Genomic DNA, 26,120 nt, shown 5'->3' with positions numbered 1-26,120 from the left:
GATCGACTACTACTCACACTATAACTAAGCAATGATGAACATCCGTACGTTAGCTTTACTTGCTATGGCGACCACCACCCTCGCGGTGACTGAGCTTCCCGCGCAGGAGCAGCACCGTAGCCCCACCCTCGAAGAATATACGCTTGGCTCGCCCAAGGCGCTCCGTCGTACCTCGCTCCGCTCCCTTCGCTGGCTCGGTAGCGACTACGTGTACATCGATAGCACGCGCCTCGTGATCGGCACGCCGACAGCCGCTCACCCAGAGAAGACCCTGCTGAGTCAGGATGAGTTCCTCGCGATCATCGGCGAGGCGACAAAGGGCGCGGGGGCTAAGTACTTCACGCCCTTCTCCGTCGTAGATGAGGGGCTCCTCATCCCCTTCGGTAAGAAGCATTACCTCATCGATCCACAGACGAAGAAGCAGCTCGCAGCCTTCGAGCGCGCTGGCCGTGCTGAGCAGGCCTTCGCTCTGGCTCCTCGTGCTAAGCACGCTGTGGCTGTACGAGACAACAACCTCTTCCTCCTCCTCCCCGATGGCTCGTCGAAGCAGCTGACGACCGATGGCACGCCCACCCTCGTCTACGGGCAGAGCGTGCATCAGAATGAGTTCGGGATCAATGGCGGGCTCTTCTGGAGCCCCGACGGGAGCCGCCTGGCCTTCTATCGCATGGACCAGAGCATGGTGACTCCTTATCCCCTCGTTCATATCAATACCCGCAAGGCTACCGAGGAGAAGCTCTATTACCCCATGGCTGGTATGCCCAGCCACCACGTGACCCTCGGGATCTATGACGTGGCTTCGGGGAAGACCACTTACATCAAGACGGGTGAGCCTAAGGAGAAGTACCTGACGAATATCTCTTGGGCTCCCGACAGTAAGACGGTCTATATCGCAGAGGTCAACCGTGAGCAGAATCACATGGACCTCAAGGCCTACGACCCTGCTACGGGTGACTACATCAAGACCCTCTTCTCGGAGCACAACGATAAGTACATCGAGCCCCAGTGGCCCATGCGCTTCATCCCTGGGCGTGATAAGGAGTTCGTCTGGCAGACGCGCCGTGACGGCTACACGCACCTCTATCGCTACAATGTCGATGGGAAGCTCCTCGGGCAGATCACCCGTGGCGAGTGGGAGATCACTGACTTCCTCGGCTTCGCTGACGGCGGTAAGACCATCGTCTACAGCTCCACGCAGCTGAGCCCCATTGACCGTGTCATCGCCTCGGTCAGCATCGACGGTCGCAAGATGCGCATCCTCACCCCACAGGCAGGCTGGCACGTCGGGCAGCTCTCTTCGGATGGGAAGTACCTCCTCGACACGTATGAGTCGCTGAAGAACCCTACGGAGAACCGCCTCCTCTCTGTGGCTACGGGCAAGCCTATCGCTACCCTCTACCAGTCGAAGGATCCCGAAGCTGGCTTCATCAATCCTGAGATCACCTTCGGTACGATCAAGGCTGCTGACGGCGTGACAGACCTCCACTACCGCCTCCTCAAGCCTACGAACTTTGATCCTGCGAAGAAGTATCCCACGATCGTCTACGTCTACAATGGCCCTCACGCTCAGCTCGTGCAGAACCGCTTCCACGCAGGTTGCCTCGGCTGGGATCTCTATATGGCTACCAAGGGCTTCGTCATCTTCACCGTTGATGGCCGAGGCTCAGCCCACCGCGGGGCAGCCTTTGAGCAGGTCATCCACCGCCACCTCGGGAAGAATGAGATGGCCGACCAGATGAAGGGCGTAGACTTCCTCAAGAGCCTGCCCTACGTCGATGCCGACCGCATCGGGGTCGCTGGCTGGAGCTATGGTGGCTTCATGACGACGAACCTCATGCTGACCTACCCCGATGTCTTCAAGGTAGGCTCTGCTGGTGGTGCTGTCACCGACTGGGCTCGCTACGAGATCATGTACGGGGAGCGCTATATGGATAGCCCACAGGACAACCCCGAGGGCTACAAGGAGACGAACCTCTCCCTGCGTGCGGGCAACCTCAAGGGCCGCCTGCTCCTCATCCATGGTACCATTGACCCCACGGTCGTCTGGCAGCACACGCAGCTCTTCGTTGATGCCTGTGTCAAGGCTGGGACGTATCCAGACTACATGATTTACCCCGAACATAAGCATAACGTCCTCGGGGTCGATCGTGTCCACCTCAATTATACGATGGCGCGCTACTTCATGGACCACCTGTAGTCGCCCACTCGCCATCATCCTACTTATTATCTTATCAGTTGTATGAACATTCTTCTATTGGGCTCGGGGGGGCGTGAGCATGCCCTGGCATGGCGCATCGCTCGCAGTCCCCGTCTCTCGCAGCTCTTCATTGCGCCGGGCAACCCGGGGATGTCACTCTACGGTACGTGTATGCCGCGTATCGGGGTGACGGACTTCGCTGCCATCGCGGCCCTCATCCGTCGGGAGCATATTGAGCTCCTCGTCGTAGGGCCCGAGGTCCCCTTGGTCGAGGGGATCGTCGATTATCTGCATGGCGAAGCAGGTCTGACGGACCTCCTTATTGTGGGGCCCGATGCCAAGGGAGCTCAGCTCGAGGGAAGTAAGGACTTTAGCAAGGCGTTCATGCAGCGCTACGGTATCCCCACAGCGGCTTACCGTACCTTTGATAAGTCTACTCTTAGTGAGGCCATCGATTACCTCAAGACCCTCCAGCCTCCCTACGTATTGAAGGCTGACGGTCTGGCGGCTGGTAAGGGCGTCATCATCAGCGAGAGCCTCGAGGAAGCCGAGCACGAGCTGCGTGGGCTCCTCTCGGGGCGCTTTGGATCTGCCAGCACGCGTGTCGTCATCGAGGAGTACCTCCATGGTATCGAGTGCTCGGTCTTCATCGCTACGGACGGTAGTGACTGGCGCGTGCTCCCTGTTGCTAAGGACTACAAGCGTATTGGCGAGGGAGATACGGGCTTGAATACCGGTGGTATGGGCTCAGTCTCTCCCGTGGTCTTCGCTGACGAAGCCTTCATGCAGCGTGTCGAGGAGCGTGTCATCCGCCCCACTATCGAAGGCCTGCGTGCCGAAGGGATCGACTATCGTGGCTTCATCTTCGCTGGGCTGATGAACGTAGGTGGTGACCCCTACGTCATCGAGTACAACTGCCGTATGGGCGATCCCGAGACCGAGTCGGTGATGCTGCGTATTGACTCCGACTTTGTCGAGCTCCTGGAGCGTATGGCTCGTGGCCATCTCGGCGACTACCATCTCGAGGAGTCCTCTCAGTATGCTGCTACCGTCGTCCTCGTCTCCGAGGGCTATCCCGAGAGCTATGCTAAGGGGATCCCCATCAGTTATCCCCACGCACCGACCTTCGACTCGCTGCTCTTCCATGCCGGTACCTCGTGCGATGATTCGGGTCATCTCGTTACCTCGGGTGGGCGTGTCCTCACTGCCAGCTGTCTTGGCTCAACCCTTGCCGAAGCGTTGGAGCGCTGCTACAAACTCGCTGATCGCGTGCAGTACACCGGTAAGACGCTTCGTCGTGATATCGGTCAAGACCTCCTGAAGCTTTCGTAGCTCCCACAGATGAAGATGCCTATGAGAAGGGTGACTACTAACGGGTAGCCCCTTCTCGTAGGCATTTCTTTTCCCTCTCCTCGTGAGGGCTTCCCCGCCCTCCCACCAGCTATCCCCTCGATATGTCTCGCTTCACCTCTTCGCGACAGCGTACCAATTGGCTGGAGTTCACTCTATGGCTCCTCACCTTCCTCCTTGTGTACCTCCTCCCACCTGCTACGGGTGAGGTGAGCGAAGGGGCGGGTGTCCTCGCGCCGCTACTCCCCGTAGCGACGTCGTGGACCTATCGTCTCTCTGGGCTCTTGGTACTGGCTGGCTTCTCTGCCTTTGCTATCTATATCGGGGAATACTTCCTGCTCATCGAGCGTGTGGAGCGGCCACTGCTGGTGCTCTTCATGTTGGCGATCTTCACGACGACGCCCTCTATAGGTATCCTTTCGGCAGGGGCACTTATCTTCCAGCTCCTCATCCTGCTCTTGAGCTTCGGCACGTATCAGGATACGCACCAGCCACGCGTCAGCCTCTTCATCGGGCTTCTTGTGGGTGTCCTCTCGCTGGTCTCTCCCGTCTACCTCCTGCTGGTCCCCGTCATCATCTGGGGCCAATACCATCTGCGCTCCATCGCTTGGCGACCCATCATTGCGCTCCTCATCGGGGTGATCCTCCCGCTGTGGCTCTTCGTGCCCGTCCTTCTCTTGATGGGGAATGGGGCACTACAGGCCTATGGGGCTTTTGCGCTGAGAGCCTTCCCGCTCCCGATGCCTCAGGAGCTGAAGAGCTTTGAGGCTGTGCCTCTCGCCTCGTACGCCGTGGTGCTCGTCACTTTCTTCGTCGGCTACCTGCTCTATCGTCGCCGCTACTATCGGGAGAGTGTACGTCACCGTGACCTCTTCTCGACGATGCAGCTCTATCCGCTCGTCCTCCTTCTCGCTGTGCCCTTCGTGGCTGGCGAATCGGCTGCACTCCTCCAGCTCACCCTGCTACCCATCGCCTTCCTCATCGCGCGAGGGATGGGGCTGCTCCCGCAGCGTATGGCACTCGTCCTGCGCTCTATCCTTCTCGTCCTGCTCCTCAGCCAGTATCTCTATGCGCTGGGGTTCTTTGAGCTCTTTCGCCGAGTAGGCTAAGGCGCTCTGTCATTTCTGCTATTCCTCTCCTCTATGCATAACCCTAACAATGTACAGGTAGGGAGCCAAGTGCGCTTCCTCAATACGGTCGGGGGCGGGCGTGTAGCTCGCATCACCGCTGATACAGCTTGGGTCGAAGATGCCGACGGCTTCGAGATCCCCACACCGCTCAAGGACTGCGTCGTCGTCGAAGCGGGCGACACCTTCATCCCTGAGATTCGCCCTCCGAAGATCATTCAGGAGAAGCTCCGTCAGGGGCGCACGGAGCCCGCTGCTCCTGCCCCCAGCGAAGTGCGTCGCCCCGTAGCTCCTGCTCCTCGCCCTGCTCGTCCTCTGCGTGCTGGTGAGGATGAGCTGACTGTACAGCTGGCTTTCCTCCCACAGGATCGGGCTAAGCTCGGGCTGACGAACTACGAAGCCTACCTTGTCAACTACAGCGGCTTCACCCTCTACTACGTCTATCTGAGTGCCGTGGGTACGGGCTATAAGGTGCGCTCTACGGGTACGATCGAGCCTCACAGCGATGCCTTCTTAGAGGAGTTCGCCCCAGCTGATCTCAATGACCTCGAGCAGCTCGCCATCCAGATACTTCCCTTCCACGACGGGGGGATCACGAAGCTACAGAATCCACTTTCGGTGCGCCTCAAGCTCGATGTGACGAAGTTCTTCAAGCTCCATTCCTTCCGCCCCAACGACTACTTCACCGACGATGCGCTGATGCTCCCTATCGTAGAGCGTGGCGCTGAGCAGGCGCAGCCCGAGGTGGACGCATCTGCTTTGGCCTCTGCCCTGCAGACGAAGAAGGAGGACAAGCAGCCTGCTTCAAAGGCTGCGCCCTCTTCTCCTCGCCGTGGTGAGCCTCTCGTCGTCGACCTCCATGCTTCAGAGATCCTCGAGACGACGGCAGGTATGTCGAGCGCAGATATCCATGACTATCAGCGTGACTACTTCCACCGTACGATGCAGGAGCATATACGGGAGCGTGGGCGTAAGATCGTCTTCATCCATGGGAAGGGGGATGGCGTCCTCAGAGCCTCTATCGAGCGTGAGCTACGACGCAAGTATCCTACGTGCCGCTTCCAGGATGCGTCCTTCCAGGAGTACGGCTACGGCGCTACGCAAGTGACTATCGGCTAAGAGGCGGCTATGAAAGAGATCGAACGTAAATTCCTCGTGACCTCGCTGGCTTTCCTCGCCGAGGCTACCGATGCGCTGCATATTGATCAGGGCTACCTCCACTCGACACGCCCCACGGTGCGCGTGCGTCGCCGTGGTGATCAGGGCTTCCTCACGCTGAAGACGCCCTCCGATACCAAGGGGCTGGTGCGTGATGAGTACGAATATGAGATACCTCTGGCGGATGCCGAGGCACTTCTCGAGCTGTGCGGAGGGCACCGTCTGAAGAAGACGCGCTACCTCGTCCCCTACCACGGGCATACGTGGGAGGTCGACCTCTTTGCGGGTCATCTCGAGGGATTCTGCCTGGCGGAGCTGGAGCTGAAGAGCGAAGACGAGACCTTCGACCTACCGCCCTGGGTGGGCAAAGAGGTGACGGGCGACCCCCGCTACTACAATAGTGCGCTGGCCCGAAGCAAACAATAATGGACTTAATTGGGTTAGTTCAGTATAGGACAGGGCGAATGCCCTCCCTCATTTGTCCGATTTAATCACACCCAATAAACAATTACACAGATGAAGTACGAACTCATCCAACTCCCTTATGCTCCCAATGCCCTCGAGCCTGCTATCAGCGCTGAGACTCTCTCTTTCCACCACGGTAAGCACCTCGCTGGCTATGTCAATACGCTGAACGGCCTCATCGAAGGCACGGAATATGCTGAGCTCCCTCTTGAAGAACTCGTTCGCAAGAGCGAAGGCCCTATCTTCAACAACGCAGGTCAGCTCCTGAATCACAACCTCTACTTCACGCAGTTCGGCCCCAACAAGGGTGGCCAGCCTACGGGTAAGCTCCTCGACGCTATCGTAGCTAAGTGGGGTAGCTTCGAGGCTTTCCAGCAGGAATTCCTCACGGCTTGCACCACGCTCTTCGGCTCGGGCTGGGCTTGGCTCGCTGCTAAGGCTGACGGCGAACTCGTCATCACGAAGGAGCCTAACGGTAGCAACCCTGTCGTCCAGGGCCTCCGTCCTCTCTTCGGTGTCGACGTATGGGAGCACGCTTACTACCTGAGCTACCAGAACCGTCGTGCTGATCACGTCAAGGATCTCTGGGCTATCGTCGACTGGGATGTCGTAGCCAGCCGCTACTAATCGTAGACGCTTCTTTTAATTCTCAATACTTCGCCCTCCGCTCGCCTCTTTGGGTGAGCGGGGGGCGAAGCCTTTTTATCGCGGGGAGAGGGCGGCAGTGCGGGAGAATTGTCGTAGCTTTGCCCGTGCAACAATTAATAGACACACTATGCAGCTGATCAAGAAGATTATCATCGGGCTCATCATCCTCGTCATCATCGCAGCGGTCGTCTCGCTCTTCTTCCTTAATGAGGCACAGCGTATGATCGTCGGTATGGCAGCAGGCCTCGGCGTCATCAATCTCCTCGGCGTCCTCTACTTCGTGCAGAAGAATGCCGATGGGCGGAGCGAGAAGCCCAAGCACTAAGGGATAGCCCCGACTGACAAAAGACAAGCCCCAGACGGCTCATCGCACCTCCGAGAGAGGTGGGAGAGCCGTCTGGGGCTTTTTCGTGTAGCCCGCATCCCGTGCAGGCTAAGTGAAGGACGAGCTTAGTCGACGAGGCGCATAGGGGGCTTGACGACTTCGGCAGCGAGCTTACGGCCACGTACTACGATGTAGATAGGCGTGCCGATAGCGGAGAATTCCTTCTTCACATAGCCCATACCGATACCCGTCTTGAGGGTGGGGGACATCGTGCCGGAGGTTACTTCGCCGATGATGTTGCCGTCTGCGTCAGCGATCTCATAGTGTGAGCGGGGTACGCCCTTGTCAGAGAGCTTGAAGGCGACGAGCTTGCGCTTGATGCCCTCGGCCTTCTGCTGCTCGAAGAATGCCTTGCTGGGGAAGTTCTTCTCGGGGATGAGCTTCGTGATCCAGCCGAGACCAGCTTCGAGGGGAGAGGTGGTGTCGCAGATATCGTTGCCGTAGAGGCAGAAGCCGACTTCGAGACGGAGCGTGTCGCGAGCGCCGAGGCCGATGGGGCGGATGCCTTCGGGCTTACCTGCTTCGAAGATAGCGTTCCAGATCTTCTCACCGTACTGGGGGTAGAAGTAGATCTCGAAGCCACCAGCACCGGTGTAGCCCGTGTTGGAGAGGATGACCTCAGGACAGCCAGCGAAGGTGCCGACTTTGAAGGTGTAGTAGGGGATGGTAGAGAGGTCTACATCCGTCAGGCGCTGCAGGACCTGCTGTGCCAGAGGACCCTGGATGGCGAGCTGACCGACGTTGTCGCAGCTGTTCTCGAGGATAGCGCCAGCGGCATTGTGCGACTGACACCAAGCCCAGTCCTTCTCGATATTAGCGGCATTGACGACGAGGAGGTACTTCTCATCTTCGTAGTGGTAGACGAGGAGGTCGTCGACGATACCCCCCTGTTCGTTGGGGAAGCAGGTGTACTGGATGTCACCGACCTTGAGCTTAGAGGCGTCGTTGGTGGTGATATCTTGGATGAACCGGAGTGCATTGGGTCCCTTGACCCAGAATTCCCCCATGTGTGAGACGTCGAATACGCCGACACCCTTGATGACGGTCATGTGCTCCTCGATGATCCCCGTAGGATACTCGATGGGCATATCATAGCCTGCGAACTCATGCATCTTGGCACCTAAGGCCTTGTGGATCTCGGTGAATGGAGTTGTCTTCATGTTGGTTGCTTTAATGTAGTTTGTGAGCTGTACTTGCACATCAAAGGTAAGGAGTTCTACGGAACTAACCTATACAGCTTGACATCCTAAAATATTATAGAAAAGGAGGGCGTTTCAGCCCACTTCGGTGGGGGTCGAAGCGCTGTCTGTCGAGCCCTCTTCGTGTGGTCTCTTTGTGTCTCTTGCTGAGAGCAAATTGCCGTGTCGTATAAGGTCGTTTGCCCTTCCTCCGTGAGGGGGTGGTGCGAACCTATATTGGTCGGCGGGCTGACCTATATAGGTCGATGGTATGTACCTATATTGGTCGCGATGCGAACCTATATAGGTCAGCCCGCCGACCAATATAGGTTGCTCTCGAAGAGGTGCGGTGGGGCATTTCTCCCTCCTCCGTGAGGGGAGACTGAGCCCTCTCGGCTTGGGGGATTAGTCGTTGTAGTAAGGGGATTGTTCCGAAGTAAAGGCGTCTTCTTAGGGGCTATCTCTTCGCTGTGTGCCGCAGGGGGCAAATGCGACCAGTACTGGTCACGACGTGAAGTAGTACTGGTCACTTCACCGACCAGTACTGGTCGAAAAACCGACCTTGTAGAAGGCTGTCGTACAGACTCTTGCGAGGGCCTTATTATATATGGTAGATTATCCTTTCCTTTACATAGCATAAGTACTTCAGTACTTCACGCGGGAGGCCCCGTCCTCTCTATCAACTAAACCCACACGCAGCCCACACTCCACGTGGGAAAGAGAATTAAGCAAAGAGAAGATAAGCCTATGAGACACATCCTACTTCTCCTCCTCGTCCTTGCCTTCGGAGGAGTCCTCAGAGCCCAAAGCCCCGATGAGGCGTGGCTGGAGGGGACGGTTGTCAGCAAGACGGACAAGACGCCCCTCGTGAATGCCTTCGTCGTACTGCGTACTGCCGACGGAGTGGACACGCCCTTCAGTGCGCTCACCGATGAGAAGGGGTACTTCCTCCTCAAGGCCCCGACGGGCAAGTATCGCCTTGCTGCCACCTTCGTCCAGCAGACCATCATCCTTCGCCCTTCGCTGGAGCTACCTGCGGGGCGGCTCCAGCTGGGTACGCTTCCCGTAGAGCTGACCCGCGAGCTGGAGGCGGTCGTCGTAGCGGGGAAGACTCCCCTTGTGCGCTACGAAGGCTCAACGCTCATCTTCGGTGAAGCCGCCTTCGCCAAAGCCCGTGGCGGTAGTGTGCTGGATGGGCTGACACTCATCCCAGGCCTGCAGCTCGAAGGTGCCAATAAGCTCAAGCTCTACGGCCTCTCCACGCTGGCTGTCTACATCGATGGTCGCCCGCAGCGTATGTCACAAGACGAAGTCATCGCCCTCCTGCAGGGGATGTCTGTGAGCGAAATCGCTCAGGTCGAGCTCATCCGTGAGCCGGGTGTCGAGTACAGTGGTGTGACGACGCCGATCCTGAATATCAAGCGTAAGACGCGAGCCGACGAGGGTATCAAGGGCTTCACCAGCCTTGTCGGTACTTACCATCAGCTCTTCTCCGAGCAGCTCTCCACTCGGGTCAATCTCAACTATGGGCGCAGCCGCTCCTACGTCTCCTACACGCTGGGGAATAAGCGCTATCGTGAGACCACGACCCTCTCCTCGGGAGTCGTCGATGACCTGCGTGTCGATCCCAGAGTCTCCCATCAGGTCGGTCTGGGTACGGACCTCACGCTGGGCAAGGGGCATTCCCTCGGGGTGCAATTCCTCGGGAACTATGCCGACGAGCGTCTCCGCTTCTCGCAGGGGATGAGCAATCGCATAAAGTGGTCGAACCTCTACGCCACGCTCTTCCATACCTTCCGCGAGACGACCGCCGAGGGCTCGCGTGGGAGCTCCGACCTGCGCCGAGATCAGGGGGCTATGGATGTAGCGACCAAGGATGACAACCGCTTCGCGCGTATTGCCCTGGACTTTGCGCATCGCCTCTCGAGCATCTTCACACTCTACGCTGGTGCCGAGGTCAGCCGTGTAGCAGTGGACTCTCGCCTCACCAGTAGAGCGGACGAGCTGATGCTAAGAGAATGGAATATCGAGGGCTATACGAAGTTGGGCTTCCGTCTGTCGAAGGTCTCTGGCTTTGTGGGGCTACGCATCGCAGGCGAAGACCGCAAGGGGAGCTTGGGCAGTGGCTTGGGCGACTTCTTCCGCTCAGGCACTGAGCTTCTCACCTCCGCCTCCCTCCGCTACGCACCCGCTCGCGACCATGAGCTCTCCCTGACCCACTCCTCCAGCTATACCCGCCCGAGCTACCGTGACCTCCTCGGATATACCAGCGTAGCCTCGGCAGCCTTCCTGCGCAAGGGGAATTCCGAGCTGCGGACAGCATATCGCAGGGGGCTCAGCCTGAACTATACCTATATGCGTGCGGCTCAGCTGGAGCTCAGCTACACCGATACCGAGGATCCCATCGTAGAAGCTATACCCCCGATGTATGGGGGTGGAATCACCCTGCGTCGGTACAACCTCGACTATAGCCGTACGCTACGTGCACTGCTGGTCCTACCCCTCCCGCTGGTTAGTCAGAAGAAGTTCAGCTGGCTGGCGCTCACCATCCTCGCAGCCCAGCGCCAGTGGGATGCGGGGCATATCGAGATGACGGACTACAGCGCTGCGCTCAATACCCAGTTCGTCCAGCACCGCCATAGCTTCAGCCTCCCCTCGGATTGGACGGTCGACCTCGGTGTGACCTATTATAGTGGAGTGCTCTATGAGCTCTATCGCATCCAGCGCCAGTGGTGGATCGATGCTTCGGTGAGCAAGCGTATGGGCAACCTACGTGCTACGCTCTCCGCCCGCGACCCCTTCAATACGAATATCGCGCGCGGGAGCTATAATCCGGAGGTCAACGGCCTGGCCTTCGAGCGTAATTGGCACAGCCCACGCCTGGAGCTTACCATCTCCTACAGCTGGGGGAAGAAGAGCGTCAAGGCGCAGGATACGCGTGTGCGGTATGATGACCTGAAGCGCCTCACTACGGGGGCAAGCGAAGGGATGAATACCCCCGCTCAGTAGTCTATTAGCCGTATAAATACGCCCTTACACTCCCATCTAAATAGAGCCGAGGGGATAGCGAAGCCTGCTCGCTATCCCCTCGCTCGCTATCGCGAAGTCCCCCGCATATCGTGAGGCGGCGCAGGATATTAAGGAGATTGAGTGGAGCCTCAATAACCGCCCGGGAAAGAAGTTAGGTTGCCACACGCCACACGAGGTTTTCTACCTGAATTTGCAACCAAAGTGTTGCGCTTCATAGTGGAAAATACATTGTCATTTCTACTGTTAGAGTTGCCATAAAACATACTGTCTCGACCATACCTATATTCCGATGGTGCATTGTCCGAGAGGAATTGAGTCGCATAGTGCCGATTATTTATTGAAAGGTCTTTGCCCTGATTGCCGAAACAAGCGACACGACTGACTTTGCAACTTGGTAGCAGTTTTTATTCCGTACTTTTGCAGCGGATTAAATGATTAGTTATGGAAAAAGAACAAAAAATCAAAGTGATACGCATCATTGCGAGCATCGTTTTGCTAATGGCGACATATATTCTGGCTATTCCGGAAGAGATTCGCATCGGATTATGTGCCATCGCCTATGTCATAATCGGTGCGGACATCGTTTATGCCGCCTTGCGTAATTTGTGCAAAGGGCAGTTTTTGGGTGAGAGTTTCCTTATGACTATTGCGACCGTCGGAGCATTTGTCATCGGAGAATACCCCGAAGCAGTGGCAGTGATGATGTTCTATCAGATTGGGGAACTTTTCTCCGATATAGCGGTGGAACGAAGCCGGGCTTCGATTGCGGCATTGATGGATATCCGTCCGGATTATGCTAATATTGAGAAAGAGGGAAGTCTAACACGGGTGTCTCCATCGGATGTCCCGGTCGGTAGTATCATCGTAGTGAAACCGGGAGAGAAAATACCATTGGACGGAAAGGTAATCTCCGGAAGTACGACTCTCGACACGGCGGCGTTGACAGGTGAAAGCCTTCCGCGTGAGGTTTCCGAAGGTGATACCGTTATCAGCGGAAGCCTGAATCTCACAGGTGTTCTGCATATCCGTACGTCGGCGACATTTGGAGAATCGACCGTTGCGAAAATCCTCGATTTGGTAGAAAACGCGGATACAGGCAAGGCGAAGAGTGAAAAGTTCATAACCCGTTTCGCACGCTATTATACCCCTGCTGTCGTAGCTGTGGCTGCATTGCTCGCCTTGGTTCCTCCGCTGATTGTGGGCGGCGAATGGCTTGTCTGGTTAAACCGCTCTCTGATTTTCCTGGTGATTTCCTGCCCCTGCGCACTGGTCGTGTCTGTCCCGCTGACGTTCTTTGGCGGAATAGGTGGAGCATCAAGAAAGGGCATTCTCGTAAAAAGCTCCAACTATCTGGAAATGATGGCGTATATAAAAACAGTCGTGTTCGACAAGACCGGGACTCTGACAGAAGGCAATTTCTCGGTCACTGCCGTATATTCCCAAATGATGTCGGAGCATGAGCTTATAGAATTGGCTGCATTGGCGGAAAGTTTTTCTGACCATCCCTTGTCGGCATCGATACGGGATGCCTACCATCTGCCATTGGACAAAACAAGAGTGACCGGTTATGAGAACATTGCAGGCGAAGGTGTCATGGCAATCATCGACAATCGTAAGGTTTATGCCGGAAACGAAAAGCTTATGTCGCGTGCCGGTGTGCCCCCCCAGTCATGTGAAAAGATAGGCACCATCGTCCATGTCGCCGTAGACAGCGTTTATATGGGACATATCGTCGTTTCCGATAACCTAAAGCCGCAATCCGCCGAGACCATCGCAAGGCTGAAAGCCTCCGGGGTTGGAAAAACAATCATGCTTACGGGCGACCGCAGTGATGTGGCTAAAGATATTGCCGGAAAAGTGAACATAGATGAGTTCCATGCCGAACTGCTGCCGATAGACAAGGTGAGATTTGTCGAAGCACTGCGCAAAGAACATGCTCGGTCTCCCATCGCTTTTGTCGGCGACGGCATCAATGATGCTCCGGTCATCAAACTTGCTGACATAGGCATTGCCATGGGGGCTGTCGGCAGTGACGCCGCTATTGAAGCGGCCGACATCGTATTGATGAATGATAATCCCATGAATATCGTCGAAGGGATGATGATAGCGCGCAAGACGTTAAGCATAGTGAAACAGAATATCGTATTCGCCATCGGCATCAAACTCCTGATGTTGCTGTTGGGAGCGTTGGGCGTTGTCAATATGTGGGCAGCCGTGTTTGCTGATGTAGGTGTTACCATGCTTGCCATACTCAATGCGTTAAGGAGCATGCGTGTCAGCAATGTGCTCCCTCATATTGGACGATCGACCTCGGTGTGACCTATTATAGTGGAGTGCTCTATGAGCTCTATCGCATCCAGCGCCAGTGGTGGATTCATGCTTCGGTGAGCAAGCGTATGGGCAACCTACGCGCTACGCTCTCCGCCCGCGACCCCTTCAATACGAATATAGCGCGCGGGGGCTACAACCTAGATGTGCCCCCCCCCCTCTCGCCTTTGAGCGTAATTGGCACAGCCCACGCCTGGAGCTTACTATCTCCTACAGCTGGGGGGAAGAAGAGCGTCAAGGCGCAGGATACGCGTGCACGGTATGATGACCTGAAGCGCCTCACTACGGGGGCAAGCGAAGGGATGAATACCCCCGCTCAGTAGTCTATTAGCCGTATAAATACCGCCCTTACACTCCATCTAAATAGAGCCGAGGGGATAGCGAAGCCTGCTCGCTATCCCCTCGCTCGCTATCGCGAAGTCTCCCCGCATATCGTGAGGCGGCGCTTTTTCCTGCATAGAGTAGCCGTTGCTCGGGGGCTTTGCGCACAGAGGGCGTGACAGGACGATATGTGCATTTTGTCTTAGCTTTGTAGTACCTATTGTATAATATGTAGGGGTGTAGCCTTTCCCCGAGAGCACCGCATCCCTATCCCAATGATGTGACCGATATGAATAGAATCATCAGCCGCCTTACCGCCCTGTCGGCAGCAGCCCTTCTGATGCTGCCCAGCTGCCTTGGTAAGGGAAAGAACACCCCCGACGTGCCATCAATCAAGCCCCTCTCCACCCTCACGGGTAAGGTAGAGAAGCGCGTCATCACCCGTCTCTCTGCAGCAGGCACCGAAGAGGAGCGGACCGAAGAGGTCTACCGCCGTAGGGGTGGCCTTCTGACGAAGGTCGTCTATGGCATCCCCGCTTCGGGGGGCAGTCTGCAGCCCATCGAGACGACGACGAATACCTACGACGAGCAGGGCTACCGCGTCAGTGAGGTCGTCGAGAAGCTCACCGCCACCGGCACGAAGGAGCGTACCGAGACGAAGTACACTTATCGCCCCTTCTCCCCGCAGGTCAGCTACGTCAGCAACTACAAGGAATATGACTCCCAAGGTCGTCTCGTCGCTGACGTGACGCATGAGCTCGAGGGCTCGCGCCTGAGCCGTGTCATCCGCACCGTCTATGACTATTCTGCTGGAGGGGCTAATCCCAAGGAGACTGTCCTGCGCACGAACTACACCTACATGGACCCCATCATCGAGTCCCGCACCTTCACCCTCGTCACCGACCCCAAGGCTGTCGGCGGTACGGGCGCGCTCTACCACGAGCAGGCGCGTATGCGTGTGGACTACTACGGGCGTAAGCTCTTCGAAGAGATCCACACCTTCGACACCTCAGTGGGCGTAGCTAAGCAGGACCTCAAGAAGCCCAATGGCGCTACCGTCTCGATCTACACCTATGGCGATACGGGCGACATCGTCCGCGAGCTTCGCGAGACCCATGGCCCCCGTACGCAGGCTGAGTATGATGCCGACAAAGAGCACAAGCTCCCCCTGCTCAAGCTCATCGACCGCTACTACTACGAGGTGAAGTACACCCAGACCAACACCGAGGGCTTCCCCACGAAGATGGAGGTCACCGTCGAGAAGGGTGTCGCTAAAACGAAGACCACCTACACGGCGAATATCAGCTATACGTACTTCGCTGATCCCGCGCCTAAGAACTAATCCCCCTTCCCTCCGTCTAACCCGATCAAATAAGTATATCCCTACGTGCGAATAGATATCCTCACCGTCGTGCCCGAGCTCCTCGAGAGCCCGCTCCAGCACTCCATCGTCGGCCGTGCCCAGCAGCAGGGCTTCCTCGAGCTTCATGTCCATAATATCCGTGACTACGCTACGAATAAGTGGCGCCGTGTCGATGACTATCCCTTCGGGGGGGAGGCAGGAATGATCCTGCAGATCGAGCCGATCGACCGCGCTATCGCCGACCTCAAGAGCCAGCGCCACTACGATGAGGTGATCTATACTTCGCCCGATGGGGAGACCTTCGATCAGGGCATTGCGAACCAGATGAGCCTGCAGGAGAACCTCATCATCCTCTGCGGCCACTACAAGGGGATCGACCAGCGCATCCGTGAGCACCTCATCACACGTGAGATCTCTGTCGGGGACTACGTCCTCACGGGCGGTGAGCTACCAGCTGCTATCATGGTAGATGCCGTGGTGCGCCTACTGCCTGGCGTCATCGGCGACGCAGAGAGTGCGCTCTCTGACACCTTCCAGGACGACCTCCTCGCGCCACCTATCTACACCCGCCCCGCCGACTACAAGGGGTGGAAGGTGCCCGACGTCCTCCTCAGTGGGCACGCCGCCCGTATCGAAGCGTGGAAGATGGAGTGCGCCCTCGAGCGTACAAAGCGCCTGAGACCCGACCTCTACAAGAAGCACTTGGGTCACGAGAAATAGCGAATTAATTCCTAAATTTGCCCTTAGGATGGGTCACTACGGAGGGACCTTGGGTAGGAAGCCCGCGGCCGCACCCTCTCGTGTGCCCGTCGCTTCGCTTTGGATAAGTCACTAAATAACACACTATAATCGAAGAATCATGGCTTTGAAGTTTATCACAGCTGACGAAGCAGCCGCACTCGTAAAGGACGGCGACAACATTGGTTTCAGCGGCTTTACCCCCGCAGGTTGCCCCAAGGTCGTACCTGGAGCTATCGCTAAGCGCGCCGAAGAAGAGCATGCTGCAGGCCGCCCATTCAAGGTAGGTATGTTCACTGGTGCCAGCACGGGCGACCGTCTCGACGGCGCACTGGCTCGCGCAGGTGCAGTTAAGTTCCGCACGCCCTACCAGTCGAACAAGGATATGCGCAACGGCATCAACGCCGGTGAACACCCCTACTTCGATATGCACCTCTCGATGCTCGCTCAGGAGCTCCGCTATGGCTTCCTCGGCAAGATCGACGTCGCTATCGTCGAAGCTGCTGACGTCACCGAAGACGGTGAGATCGTACCTACCTCTGGTGTCGGTATCCTCCCCACGATCTGCCGCCTGGCGGACAAGATCATCGTCGAGCTGAACGATAAGCACCCCAAGGAAATCCGCGGTATCCATGACATCGCTGAGCCTCTCGATCCTCCTCATCGCCGTGATATGCCCGTATATAGTCCCAGCGATCGCGTCGGTCAGCCCTTCGTGAAGGTCGACCCTGCTAAGATCGTCGGTGTCGTCCGTACGAGCGAGCCCAACGACGAGGGCGCCTTCGCTCCCCTCGATGATGTCACGAAGGCTATCGGTGACAACGTGGCTAAGTTCCTCGTCTCTGAGATGGAGGCTGGCCGTCTGCCTAAGGAATTCCTCCCCCTGCAGAGTGGTGTAGGTAACGTGGCTAACGCTGTCCTCGGCGCTCTCGGTGACAACAAGCAGATCCCTGCCTTCGAGGTCTACACCGAAGTTATTCAGGACGCTGTCATCGAGCTGATGAAAAAGGGTCGCGTGAAGTTCGCCAGTGGCTGCTCACTCTCTGTGACGCGCCCCATCATCCAGGAGATCTACGGCAACCTCGACTTCTTCAAGGACAAGCTCCTGCTGCGTCCTCAGGAATACTCTAACAATCCTGAGATCGTCCGCCGTCTCGGTGTCATCACCATCAATACGGCTCTCGAAGCTGATATCTTCGGTAACATCAACTCGACGCACGTCAACGGTACGCGTATGATGAATGGTCTCGGTGGCTCAGGCGACTTCGCTCGCAATGGCTATCTCTCGATCTTCACCACGCCTTCTACCGCTAAGGACGGCAAGATCTCGGCCTTCGTACCTATGGTCTCGCACCTCGATCACAGCGAGCACTCTGTGAAGATCATCATCACCGAGTACGGTATCGCTGACCTCCGTGGCAAGAGCCCCCGCCAGCGTGCTGAGGAGATCATCGAGAAGTGCGTACACCCCGACTACAAGCAGCTGCTGCGTGACTACCTCAACCTCGGTGTGAAGGGTCAGACGCCTCAGTGCCTCGATGCTTGCTTTGCCTTCCATCAGGAGATCGCAGCCTCGGGTGATATGCGCAACGTCGACTGGTCTAAGTACAAGAAGAACTAAGCCCACCCGCATAGCTCTAAGCTAAAAGCGCCGCCGCCTCGGTGCTCCTCTTGACGGAGGAGTGCCGGGGCGGCGGTCGTTTTGTCTGTATGTAGGGTGGGGTAGCGAGCGGTGCTACGGATGCTTAGTCGCGGATGAGCGGCATCGTCGAGCAGCGCAGGAGGCCACCCATCTTCGAGATCTCCTGATAGGGCACCTCTTCGACGGTCATACCCCACGCCTCACGCAGGTGGGCATTGAGTCGGGTGAAGTGACGGTCGCTGATGAGGGCATTGGGCGAGAGGGAGACGACGTTCGTACTCATATAGTAAGCTTCTTCGGGGGTGACGCCGAAGAGGTTGTCACGGCCGAAGATCTCCTCGACGAGGGCGACATCGCGCTCATGGAGGAAGCCCTCACGATAGATGAGTGCGCGGCCACGGCTCACGGGCTGGAAGGCGCAGTCGAGGTGGAGGACGGACTTAGCAGGCTCGCGGTCGTGCTTGCGTAGCTCGATGGGTACGACACGCTTGTGGGGGAAGCGCTCGCGGAAGAAGTCGATAGCGTAGCTGTTCGTGCGGGCGGTCTTGAAGCTGGAGTAGTCATCGCCGAAGTACGCCCCGACGAAGAGGATATCGTCATAGAGGAGTACGTCGCCACCCTCAGTGTGGACGGCCTCGGGGAGGGACTCGATATGTGCGGGGTCGATGAGGGGGAAGATCGAGCTGGCAAAGGCTTCGGTCTCCCGCTCGCGGTCGGGTATGAGATTGGAGATGAAGAGGGTGTCGTCGATGGTGAAGGCTACGTCACGGGCGAAGACCTGGTTGTAGTCGATGAGTGGGGCGGGGCGCAGCGTGCGGACACCGTAGCGATCGAGGACGTCGAGGACGCACTGCATCTCGTGCCGTACATCGGCTTCGCTGGGGAAGATCCCTCGGCTTACGGCTTCATAGCTCTTGGCATCATAGGTCTCTTGGAGGGTGGGGATGGGGCCCAGACTGTCGGGGAGCCCGAGGACGACAGCTCGGAGGCGAGCCGTCTCGTTGGTGACATGGGGGATGATCCGTTCCATAGGTATTTGTTTGATAGTCGGGGAGGCTGGGCGTCAGCTTCCCCTCGTTGTTACAAATATAACGATTCTACGCTGGATTCCCTTGCTCCGTCAGGTGACCGCATCGGTGGGGTAAGGCGTGGGTACTCGGCACGGCTTTTCAGTTGGTATTCGTGGGGGCGGTGGAGCGAAGTCGTAGAGAGGGAAGTCGAAAGCAATAGCCATTCGCAAGCAGACCACTATTCGTCCGATTGCAAACGAATAGTGGTTTGCCCCTGATACCAATAGTGGTTTGGATGCGGACCAGTAGTTGTTTCAGCACGGCCTTATAATGCTTCGCCTGTGCACCGCTATAAATAGGGACTCCTGCCTTGCGCTGTCTCGGGGCTTAGCCTCTCTCGAAGTGTAGTCCACTATCCCCACCATTTCCTCACTTTTTGTCCTCCTTTGCATTGCGCTCTCCGTGAGGCAGATAGTAGGATGCTTTGGGGGCGGTATTACGACCTGTATTGGCCGCTGGGCGAAGCTATATAGGTCGACGCGTGGACCAATATAGGTCGCAGCACGAACCAATATGAGACTATTGCTCCGCGTATGGATAAAAGTTGTGGACGAGTGGCAGATAAGTTTGGACTACGCACGTGGCTCTAACATCTACGTACGTGGATATTTGGATTTACGTACCTGGTCTTTAAGACTACGTACGTAGATGCGGAAAAGCCACTGCGGGAAGGCGCTTTTTTCTTCACGAGAAGGACACTTTTCCCTCCGCTGAATAAGAGGAATACGCGCGATAAGGCGAAGGGAAAAGCGTATCACTTCGGAGAGGCATATCGGGGAGCTGGATGCGCGATGCCTTAGCACAATAAATAGAGCGCAGGACTCTGCCACAACAGTCTCAATATAGGTTGACACAGTGACCAATATAGGTCGCCACGCAAACCAATATGGGTTACTTTCCCGCCCTTGTGATCTCACTCCGATAGCAGTATAGAGAGGTATCGCCCCATCGCCTGCGGGTAGCCCCCTCCGATCTCCACAGGAAGGGCACTCGGAGTAGTGCAACGGGATTTCCTGATCCTGCGCATACGTATTGCGCATAGGTGTGAAATGTTAAAAGATTTTAATTGCCTTTGTGCGAATTTTCCCTTAGGACTACTCCTCGACTTTGTATACTATATGATGTCGCTGTACTCCGTGCGAGCTCTCTACTTATCGGCTCAGCAAGGTGCAGGCGAGGCGGGTCCTTCTCACATTATTCATAAGACTACCGTATGAACGTAAACAAAAAGCTCCCCTACGAAGCCCCCGTGGCTGATGCCTTCCAGCTGTCCGCAGCTCCTCTCAACATCTGTATCCAGTTCTCTGGTGAAGCCGGCTTCGAAGACTTCGAAGAAGGTGAAGCTCTCTAAGCTACTCTAATCAAAACCTAAGTATTAGATCTACTTAACGCGCAATCAATGAAGCTAAATTTACTCACTGTTACCTCGCTCCTCTGCAGCCTCTTCCTCCTCGGCTCGTGTGCCAAGGATGAGCCTCAGGGTAATACGAAGAAGGAGCAATCCGTCGCTGGCGGTCCTCTTGTCAGCATCGATCTCAACATGGATGTCGCTGTGGCCGAATTCAACGAGCCTGAAGCTAAGGCTCAGGAAGGTCGTGCCTTTACCTCCCCTCAGACGCCCGTCACGGTAAAGGAGGGGGCGAAGGAAGAGCTGGATGATAATCTCGACCCCATATCTGGCAAGCAGCAGAAGATCCTCTCGCTGCTCCGTGATAAGTTCATCGAGAATAATCAGACGATCGATGTCGTCATGCACTTTGAGTGTGGCACGAAGATGGCTAACGTAGTCACTAAGATGAGCTATGACAATAGCATCGGGCGCTACCGTCATGGTCTTGTTGGTGATCGCAATATCAACGTCCCCCAGGAGATCCTGATAGAGATGGGTACGACCAAGACTGCCAAGGTCACCATCTACACGGGTGGCTCCAGCTACGATGCAGGGAGTGAGCGCTTCACGGTTGATCCCGTGATGAAGGAAGTCAACCTTTCTTCGCTCGCTTCTACGCCTATCAATATCCCCGTCCTCTATGTCTCTACGGGTACGGAGCTGAAGGTGGAGAATGGTAAGCTCGTTCCTGCTCTTCCTTCGGTCGACAAGCTCAAGCCCCAGGGCTCACTCCTCCTGGTGACCTTCCGTAACAACATGGATCAGGATGTTACCTTCGACGGGATTACCGCGGTGTCGAACAACTACTTCGGTCCTAACGACCAGTCGAAGAAGACCTTCCTCAAGGTCAAGGGCTCAAAGAATACGGCTACGGAGCTGATGACGGAGGCTCCCAGGTACACCAGTAATTACAGCACGGCCGTCCATGGCGGTAAGGACTTTACTTACTTTGCTAAGGATTTCTCCACCCCTCAGTTCTCTATCGCTAAGGGCGGTGCTCGCTCTGATAAGGCTGTGGTCTTCTGGGGAATCAAGGGTGATGCTGCCGCAGTATCTTCTCCTGCTGCCAATGGACTTGGTGATAATGGCTATCTCGTTAACCCTTCTACGGGTTTGATCCATGTCTATGCTCAGAATGCACAGATCGGTGGTCAGGCGATCACTTATCCTAACTACAGTGTGGCTCCTATTGGTGGTGCGCACTTCTCGCCTGAGTCGGGTAAGGCTTACACGCTGAACTGCGAATTCTACACGCAGCCCCGTCAGGCCCTCGGTTACCTCGATAAGGGCTATCTCTATAAGGATGGTACGTGGAAGCACCATGATGTCGATGCTGGTGGTCAAACTAATGACCCGAAGTACTACAACAGCCCCACTCTTCGTAACGTGCCTTTGGTATCTTCTGCTGAGGCTAGTGAAGTGCTGGCTGGCAATGTCACAACCTCTAAGGGTAAGATGTATGTTCCCAATCAGGCTTAGCTCAATCTGATGAGCCTCCTCTACCCTATAGAGTTTTCTGAGGCTTCAGGTGTCTCGCGCTTCAAGGATTTCACGAATCATTTTGCCAAGGGCGCTAGCGGCTATGACTATCGCGCATATATCTACAAGGAGCTTCTCCCCTATAAGAGTGTGAATGATGATACGTCTGAGTTCTCAGAAGGGGAGTTCATTTGCGCAGACTATGCTAGGAAGGATCAGGGTGCAGCAAATGAAGCGGTAGGCTATGCTTATCGTCATCTGTATATCGCCCCGCGTACAGCTACAGGGGCTCAGCCTCGTAGCAAGTACCAGACGCTCGTTCGCTGCCTCACTCGTTCGAAGGTTGTTGACTCTAGTCCGTATGTAACCTCTATCGTCATGGAGTCGGTCTATCTCGGGAAGTACTTTGTGGGGACTCTTGTCACGACGCCTCTCTATGTCGAGCGCAATGCTATCAAGCCCTTTACCTATCTCCAAGAGTCCAGTCTCTTCGGTGTAGGCGCAGAGCCTACTCGCAGTATGGTCACACGTATATTGATCAATGCTAATGAGGTCAGAGGTGTGTTCAAGTATGATAAGTACCTGAAGCCTTACTCCGAGGTGAAGACCTTTGATACCGTTGATGGGATTAAGCTGCTGCACTGGGGGACAGTCCCAGGTCAGTGGGAGTATGAGGCGATGCAGATTGGGAATAATGAGACCCGCCTCAAGAAGCTGATAGAGGAAGTCAATAAGGTTTCGCGTGCCCCGATACTAAATCGCTTCTACGGCTATAATTCCTTTAAGGGTGGTATCTATTATTCCCGGAATGAGGGGAGGGCTGGCGATGATGTTCGTGGTCTCTTTAGTGATAATACCTACCAGCCCATGCGTGCGTACTCCACGACCTATCAGGGTGATGATGGTAAAAAGCCCCAGCAGGGCCTGTAATCCCTCTCCAATAATCTCCCTTATATTATAGCGGTATAAGGTCGCAGGCCCCGCCCCTCTCGAAGGGTGCGGGGCCTGCTGCATACTTATAGATAGGTAAAATACTTAACTTTGTGTGAGGGAATTTTTCTCTCTCCCGTATTTGTCATAGAACGATAAGCTATGAGTAAGCATCCCTTCCGCGGGATGGGTGTGGCGCTGGTCACGCCCTTCACCGAATCGCAAGAGGTCGACTATAAGAGCCTGGAGCGCCTCCTCGAACATCTGCTCCGTGATGGGGCTACGGACTTCATCGTCATCCACGGGACGACGGGTGAGTCACCCTGCCTTACGCGCGAGGAGCGCCAGCGAGTCACCAACCATGTCGTCGAGCAGGTCGCAGGACGCTGCCCGCTGATGATAGGCCTTGGGGGTAACAATACCCGCGAGACGGCAGAGCGCCTTCGTGAGCTTGACCCCCGCGGTCTCTCCGGTGTCCTCTCGGTAGTGCCCTACTACAACAAGCCTTCGCAGGAGGGGATGTACCGCCACTTCGCCCACTTGGCCGAGGCGAGCCCGCTTCCGCTGGTGCTCTACAATGTGCCAGGGCGTGTCGGGGTGAATATGGCGCCCGACACCGCCGTGCGCTTGGCGCGAGACTTCGATAATATCATTGGGATCAAGGAGGCTTCGGGCTATCCCCAGCAGGCGGCACAGATCACTGCGTGCGAGCTGCCCGAGGACTTCGTCGTCCTCTCAGGCGATGATGCGCTCACCGTGCCCTTCATCCAGAATGGAGCCGTGGGTGTCATCTCCGTCGTGGGCAACGCCTATCCCCGCCTCTTCTCCCACCTGACGCACCTGGCTATGGAGGGGCATATCAATGAGGCCGACATGATCCAGACGGAGATGCGTGCCATCAATACCCAGCTCTTCCAGGAGGGGAATCCCGTCGGGATCAAGGCCCTGCTCTATCTCATGCGTCTCATCGACAGTAATAGCCTGCGCCTACCCTTGGTCGCTGCGAGCCCTGAGCTCTCCGAGCACCTCAATGCTACGCGCAAAGCCCTCGATATCTACGCCTCCCACCTCTTTGCCTAAGTGAGCTCGACGACAGAGATCAGCGACAGCTATTGGACGCTCGCCGAGCCCAGCGAAGGCGAGTACTTAGAGAAGAGAAGTAAGTTCCTCGCCTACGCCTATCCCGTGACGACCGAGGAGGAGGCGCTGGAGCGTGTGCGCGAAGTACGTACTCGCTACTACGATGCCCGCCACGTGTGCTGGGCTTATCGTCTGGGCCCTACGGGTGAGCCCTATCGTGCGAATGACGATGGCGAGCCCTCGGGGACGGCAGGTAAGCCCATTCATGGTATCCTTGTCTCGCTGGGGCTGACGGAGGTCATCGTCCTTGTCGTGCGCTACTTCGGTGGCGTGAAGCTCGGCACGAGTGGCCTCATCGAGGCTTATCGCGAAGCAGCCTTGGCGGCTCTCACCGATACGCCCCGCCGTGAGTGCATCCTCACCGAGCGCCTTTGCCTGACCTTCAGCTATGAGCTGATGGGGCCCGTGATGCGTATAGTCAAGGAGACCGAGGCCCGCGTCGTCGTGCAGGACTTTAGAGAGTCCTGCTTCCTCGAGCTCGAGCAGCGCCAGGGCTGTGCCGCTGAGCTACGCTCGCGTCTGGAGCAACTCTATGGGGTGACCCTTCTCCCCGAAGCCCCCGACTCCACCCATTCCGAAGAATAGTATATCCTAATTAATAGATGGAAGAGAATATACCCACTCCTGAGCCGGAGGCTATAGGCCAACTCACTGACGACGTCTCGGAGCTCAAGGCGAAGTCTGTCTCAGGCTTCGGCTGGTCAACAATCCAGCAGATCGTCGGGCGTGTGACCACCTTCATGGTGAACCTCGCTCTGGCGCGCCTGCTCGTGCCGGAGGACTTCGGTACACTCGCCGTACTGGGGATCTTCCTCGCTATCTCCTCCCAGCTCGCTGACATCGGCTTCGGGAGCTCGCTGACGCGCTCGGAGCGTGTCGATGATGCCGACCTCTCGACGATCTTCTACTACAATATCGGGATGAGTTGCCTGCTTTACCTCATCCTCTTCATCGCAGCACCATGGATCGCGGACTACTTCCGCAATCCTATCCTAGTCTCCGTCCTGCGTGTGATCTCGCTGAGCGTGGTCATCAACTCGCTGTGCAGTATCCAGGCGATCTTGGTCTGGAGGCAGATGGAGTTCCGCAAGGACATGCTTATTCAGCTTGCTACGGGCGTGCTGTCTGGGCTGACGGGTATCGTGATGGCTTACTTCGGCTATGGCTACTGGGCACTGGTGGGTATGGGACTTGCCAACTCGATCGTGCGTCTCATCGGCTACTGGTGCTCTTCGTCTTGGCGACCTAAGCTGATCTTCAGCATGGAGAAGCTCAAGCTCCACTTTGGTTACGGCTCTCGTATGGTCGGGGCTGGGATGATCACCACGCTGTACAACAACCTGATGACGATCCTCATCGGGCGCTACTTCTCGCTGTCGACCCTGGGGCTCTATGGCAATGCTAATGCCCTGTATATCGTCCCTGTCTCGGTCATCGCTGACCCCATCAACAAGGTGACTTTCCCCGTCTTTGTGCGCTTCCAGAATGACAAGGAGCGCCTGCGTGCAGGCTATCGCCGTGTGATGCGCCTCCTATTCCAGCTCTCTTGTCCGCTGATGATGGCGCTGGTCGTGCTGGCTAATCCCCTCTATCACTTCTTCTACGGGGATAAATGGATGGCGGCTGCACCTTACTTCCAGATCCTCTGTATCTGCGGGATTCTTTTCCCCATCAACTCCTATAATATCAATCTCCTTGAGGCCAAGGGCCGAAGTGATCTGCACCTGCGTCTGGAGATTATCCGCCGTATCATCGGGGTCGCTGCGGCCTTCATTGGCTTGCAGTTCGGTATCTATGGGCTACTGTGGAGTACGGCGATCACGCAGGTGATCTTCCTCTTCATCAATAGCCATTACTCGGGTCGATTCATTGACTTTCCCCTCGGTCAGCAGCTCGGTGAACTCTTCCCCTTTGCGCTGATGAGTGCGGCTGCCGGAGGCCTTCTTTGGGGATTAGATACCTATGCATTATCATCACTTGCCGACTTTTGGCGTTTATCCATAGGGAGTGCAGTACTGGGGCTGACCTACATCCTCTTGGTCTACCTCTTTGCCCGTGAAGACTACCTCTATGTGTGGGGCCTCGTGCACCACTATGTGCTGCGTCGCCCCGCTACCCAGTCCTGACAAATTGTTATCTTTGTAGACATTGGTCTACAATACATTGTATCACGTCCATAAC

The 26,120-nt window shown here is 56.4% G+C and carries 21 protein-coding genes; 19 read left to right on the top strand and 2 right to left on the bottom strand.

Translation table 11 applies throughout. The features are described 5' to 3' along the window. Positions 1-34 precede the first annotated feature (34 nt). The 7 genes from HMPREF1121_RS07765 (at position 35) to HMPREF1121_RS07735 (ending at position 7,270) form a co-directional block, all read left to right on the top strand. Positions 35-2,197 carry a S9 family peptidase gene (locus HMPREF1121_RS07765; RefSeq protein WP_044115764.1) on the top strand — a complete coding sequence of 721 codons (2,163 nt, stop codon included), beginning with the start codon at positions 35-37 and terminating at the stop codon, positions 2,195-2,197. 42 nt (positions 2,198-2,239) lie between these two features. Next, positions 2,240-3,529 carry a phosphoribosylamine--glycine ligase gene (gene purD, locus HMPREF1121_RS07760; RefSeq protein ID WP_044115695.1) on the top strand — a complete coding sequence of 430 codons (1,290 nt, stop codon included), beginning with the start codon at positions 2,240-2,242 and terminating at the stop codon, positions 3,527-3,529. A 122-nt stretch (positions 3,530-3,651) separates the two neighbouring features. Beyond that, a complete protein-coding gene (locus tag HMPREF1121_RS07755) occupies positions 3,652-4,656 on the top strand; it encodes a DUF6427 family protein (protein ID WP_044115694.1) in 1,005 nt (334 codons plus the stop codon). Positions 4,657-4,689: 33 nt separating this feature from the next. Then, the gene (locus HMPREF1121_RS07750; RefSeq protein ID WP_044115693.1) at positions 4,690-5,793 is read left to right on the top strand and encodes a DUF2027 domain-containing protein; all 1,104 of its coding nucleotides are present in this window, start codon (positions 4,690-4,692) and stop codon (positions 5,791-5,793) included. A 9-nt stretch (positions 5,794-5,802) separates the two neighbouring features. Beyond that, entirely contained in the window at positions 5,803-6,258 is a 456-nt protein-coding gene (locus HMPREF1121_RS07745) for a CYTH domain-containing protein (protein WP_044115692.1), read from the top strand. Positions 6,259-6,348: 90 nt separating this feature from the next. Beyond that, entirely contained in the window at positions 6,349-6,924 is a 576-nt protein-coding gene (locus HMPREF1121_RS07740) for a superoxide dismutase (RefSeq protein ID WP_009432751.1), read from the top strand. Between the two features lie 148 nt (positions 6,925-7,072). Beyond that, positions 7,073-7,270, top strand: coding sequence for a hypothetical protein (locus HMPREF1121_RS07735; protein ID WP_044115691.1), 198 nt, complete (start codon positions 7,073-7,075; stop codon positions 7,268-7,270). A gap of 125 nt (positions 7,271-7,395) precedes the next feature. Here the strand turns inward: HMPREF1121_RS07735 and gcvT are convergent, their stop codons facing one another. Then, on the bottom strand, positions 7,396-8,490 hold the full coding sequence (gcvT, locus tag HMPREF1121_RS07730) for a glycine cleavage system aminomethyltransferase GcvT (RefSeq protein WP_044115690.1): 1,095 nt from the start codon (positions 8,488-8,490) through the stop codon (positions 7,396-7,398). A 765-nt stretch (positions 8,491-9,255) separates the two neighbouring features. Here gcvT and HMPREF1121_RS07725 point away from each other — a divergent pair. The 6 genes from HMPREF1121_RS07725 (at position 9,256) to HMPREF1121_RS07700 (ending at position 17,909) form a co-directional block, all read left to right on the top strand. Continuing rightward, complete coding sequence (locus HMPREF1121_RS07725; RefSeq protein ID WP_044115689.1) at positions 9,256-11,517, top strand: outer membrane beta-barrel protein; 2,262 nt, start codon at positions 9,256-9,258, stop codon at positions 11,515-11,517. Positions 11,518-11,979: 462 nt separating this feature from the next. Next, positions 11,980-13,857, top strand: coding sequence for a heavy metal translocating P-type ATPase (locus HMPREF1121_RS07720; RefSeq protein WP_044115688.1), 1,878 nt, complete (start codon positions 11,980-11,982; stop codon positions 13,855-13,857). Continuing rightward, complete coding sequence (locus tag HMPREF1121_RS07715; protein ID WP_198019171.1) at positions 13,854-14,189, top strand: hypothetical protein; 336 nt, start codon at positions 13,854-13,856, stop codon at positions 14,187-14,189. The genes HMPREF1121_RS07720 and HMPREF1121_RS07715 overlap by 4 nt, the downstream gene beginning before the upstream one ends. Positions 14,190-14,476: 287 nt before the next feature. Beyond that, entirely contained in the window at positions 14,477-15,529 is a 1,053-nt protein-coding gene (locus HMPREF1121_RS07710; protein ID WP_044115686.1) for a hypothetical protein, read from the top strand. Between the two features lie 45 nt (positions 15,530-15,574). After that, a complete protein-coding gene (gene trmD, locus HMPREF1121_RS07705; protein WP_009432815.1) occupies positions 15,575-16,270 on the top strand; it encodes a tRNA (guanosine(37)-N1)-methyltransferase TrmD in 696 nt (231 codons plus the stop codon). A gap of 139 nt (positions 16,271-16,409) precedes the next feature. Then, a complete protein-coding gene (locus HMPREF1121_RS07700; protein ID WP_044115685.1) occupies positions 16,410-17,909 on the top strand; it encodes an acetyl-CoA hydrolase/transferase family protein in 1,500 nt (499 codons plus the stop codon). Between the two features lie 124 nt (positions 17,910-18,033). On the opposite strand, the gene HMPREF1121_RS07695 is transcribed toward HMPREF1121_RS07700, so the two are convergent. Then, positions 18,034-18,960 carry a dimethylarginine dimethylaminohydrolase family protein gene (locus tag HMPREF1121_RS07695; RefSeq protein WP_044115684.1) on the bottom strand — a complete coding sequence of 309 codons (927 nt, stop codon included), beginning with the start codon at positions 18,958-18,960 and terminating at the stop codon, positions 18,034-18,036. A 1,253-nt stretch (positions 18,961-20,213) separates the two neighbouring features. Here HMPREF1121_RS07695 and HMPREF1121_RS08825 point away from each other — a divergent pair. From HMPREF1121_RS08825 to HMPREF1121_RS07670, 6 genes are all read left to right on the top strand, one after another. After that, a complete protein-coding gene (locus HMPREF1121_RS08825) occupies positions 20,214-20,351 on the top strand; it encodes a hypothetical protein (RefSeq protein WP_156946066.1) in 138 nt (45 codons plus the stop codon). 48 nt (positions 20,352-20,399) lie between these two features. Further along, the gene (locus tag HMPREF1121_RS07690; RefSeq protein ID WP_044115683.1) at positions 20,400-21,869 is read left to right on the top strand and encodes a hypothetical protein; all 1,470 of its coding nucleotides are present in this window, start codon (positions 20,400-20,402) and stop codon (positions 21,867-21,869) included. 9 nt (positions 21,870-21,878) lie between these two features. Then, positions 21,879-22,799, top strand: coding sequence for a hypothetical protein (locus HMPREF1121_RS07685; RefSeq protein WP_044115682.1), 921 nt, complete (start codon positions 21,879-21,881; stop codon positions 22,797-22,799). A gap of 162 nt (positions 22,800-22,961) precedes the next feature. Continuing rightward, positions 22,962-23,879: a 4-hydroxy-tetrahydrodipicolinate synthase gene (gene dapA, locus HMPREF1121_RS07680; RefSeq protein ID WP_044115681.1), complete on the top strand. Its 918-nt coding sequence runs from the start codon at positions 22,962-22,964 to the stop codon at positions 23,877-23,879. Then, positions 23,880-24,524, top strand: coding sequence for an IMPACT family protein (locus HMPREF1121_RS07675; protein ID WP_084152025.1), 645 nt, complete (start codon positions 23,880-23,882; stop codon positions 24,522-24,524). Between the two features lie 17 nt (positions 24,525-24,541). Further along, a complete protein-coding gene (locus HMPREF1121_RS07670; RefSeq protein ID WP_044115680.1) occupies positions 24,542-26,065 on the top strand; it encodes a lipopolysaccharide biosynthesis protein in 1,524 nt (507 codons plus the stop codon). Positions 26,066-26,120 lie beyond the last annotated feature (55 nt).

The sequence above is a fragment of the Porphyromonas sp. KLE 1280 genome, assembly GCF_000700805.1.
GTDB classification, from domain to species: domain Bacteria; phylum Bacteroidota; class Bacteroidia; order Bacteroidales; family Porphyromonadaceae; genus Porphyromonas; species Porphyromonas pasteri.
The sequence above is the reverse complement of the archived record's forward strand: the minus strand, read 5'-3'. Positions and strand labels throughout refer to the sequence as shown.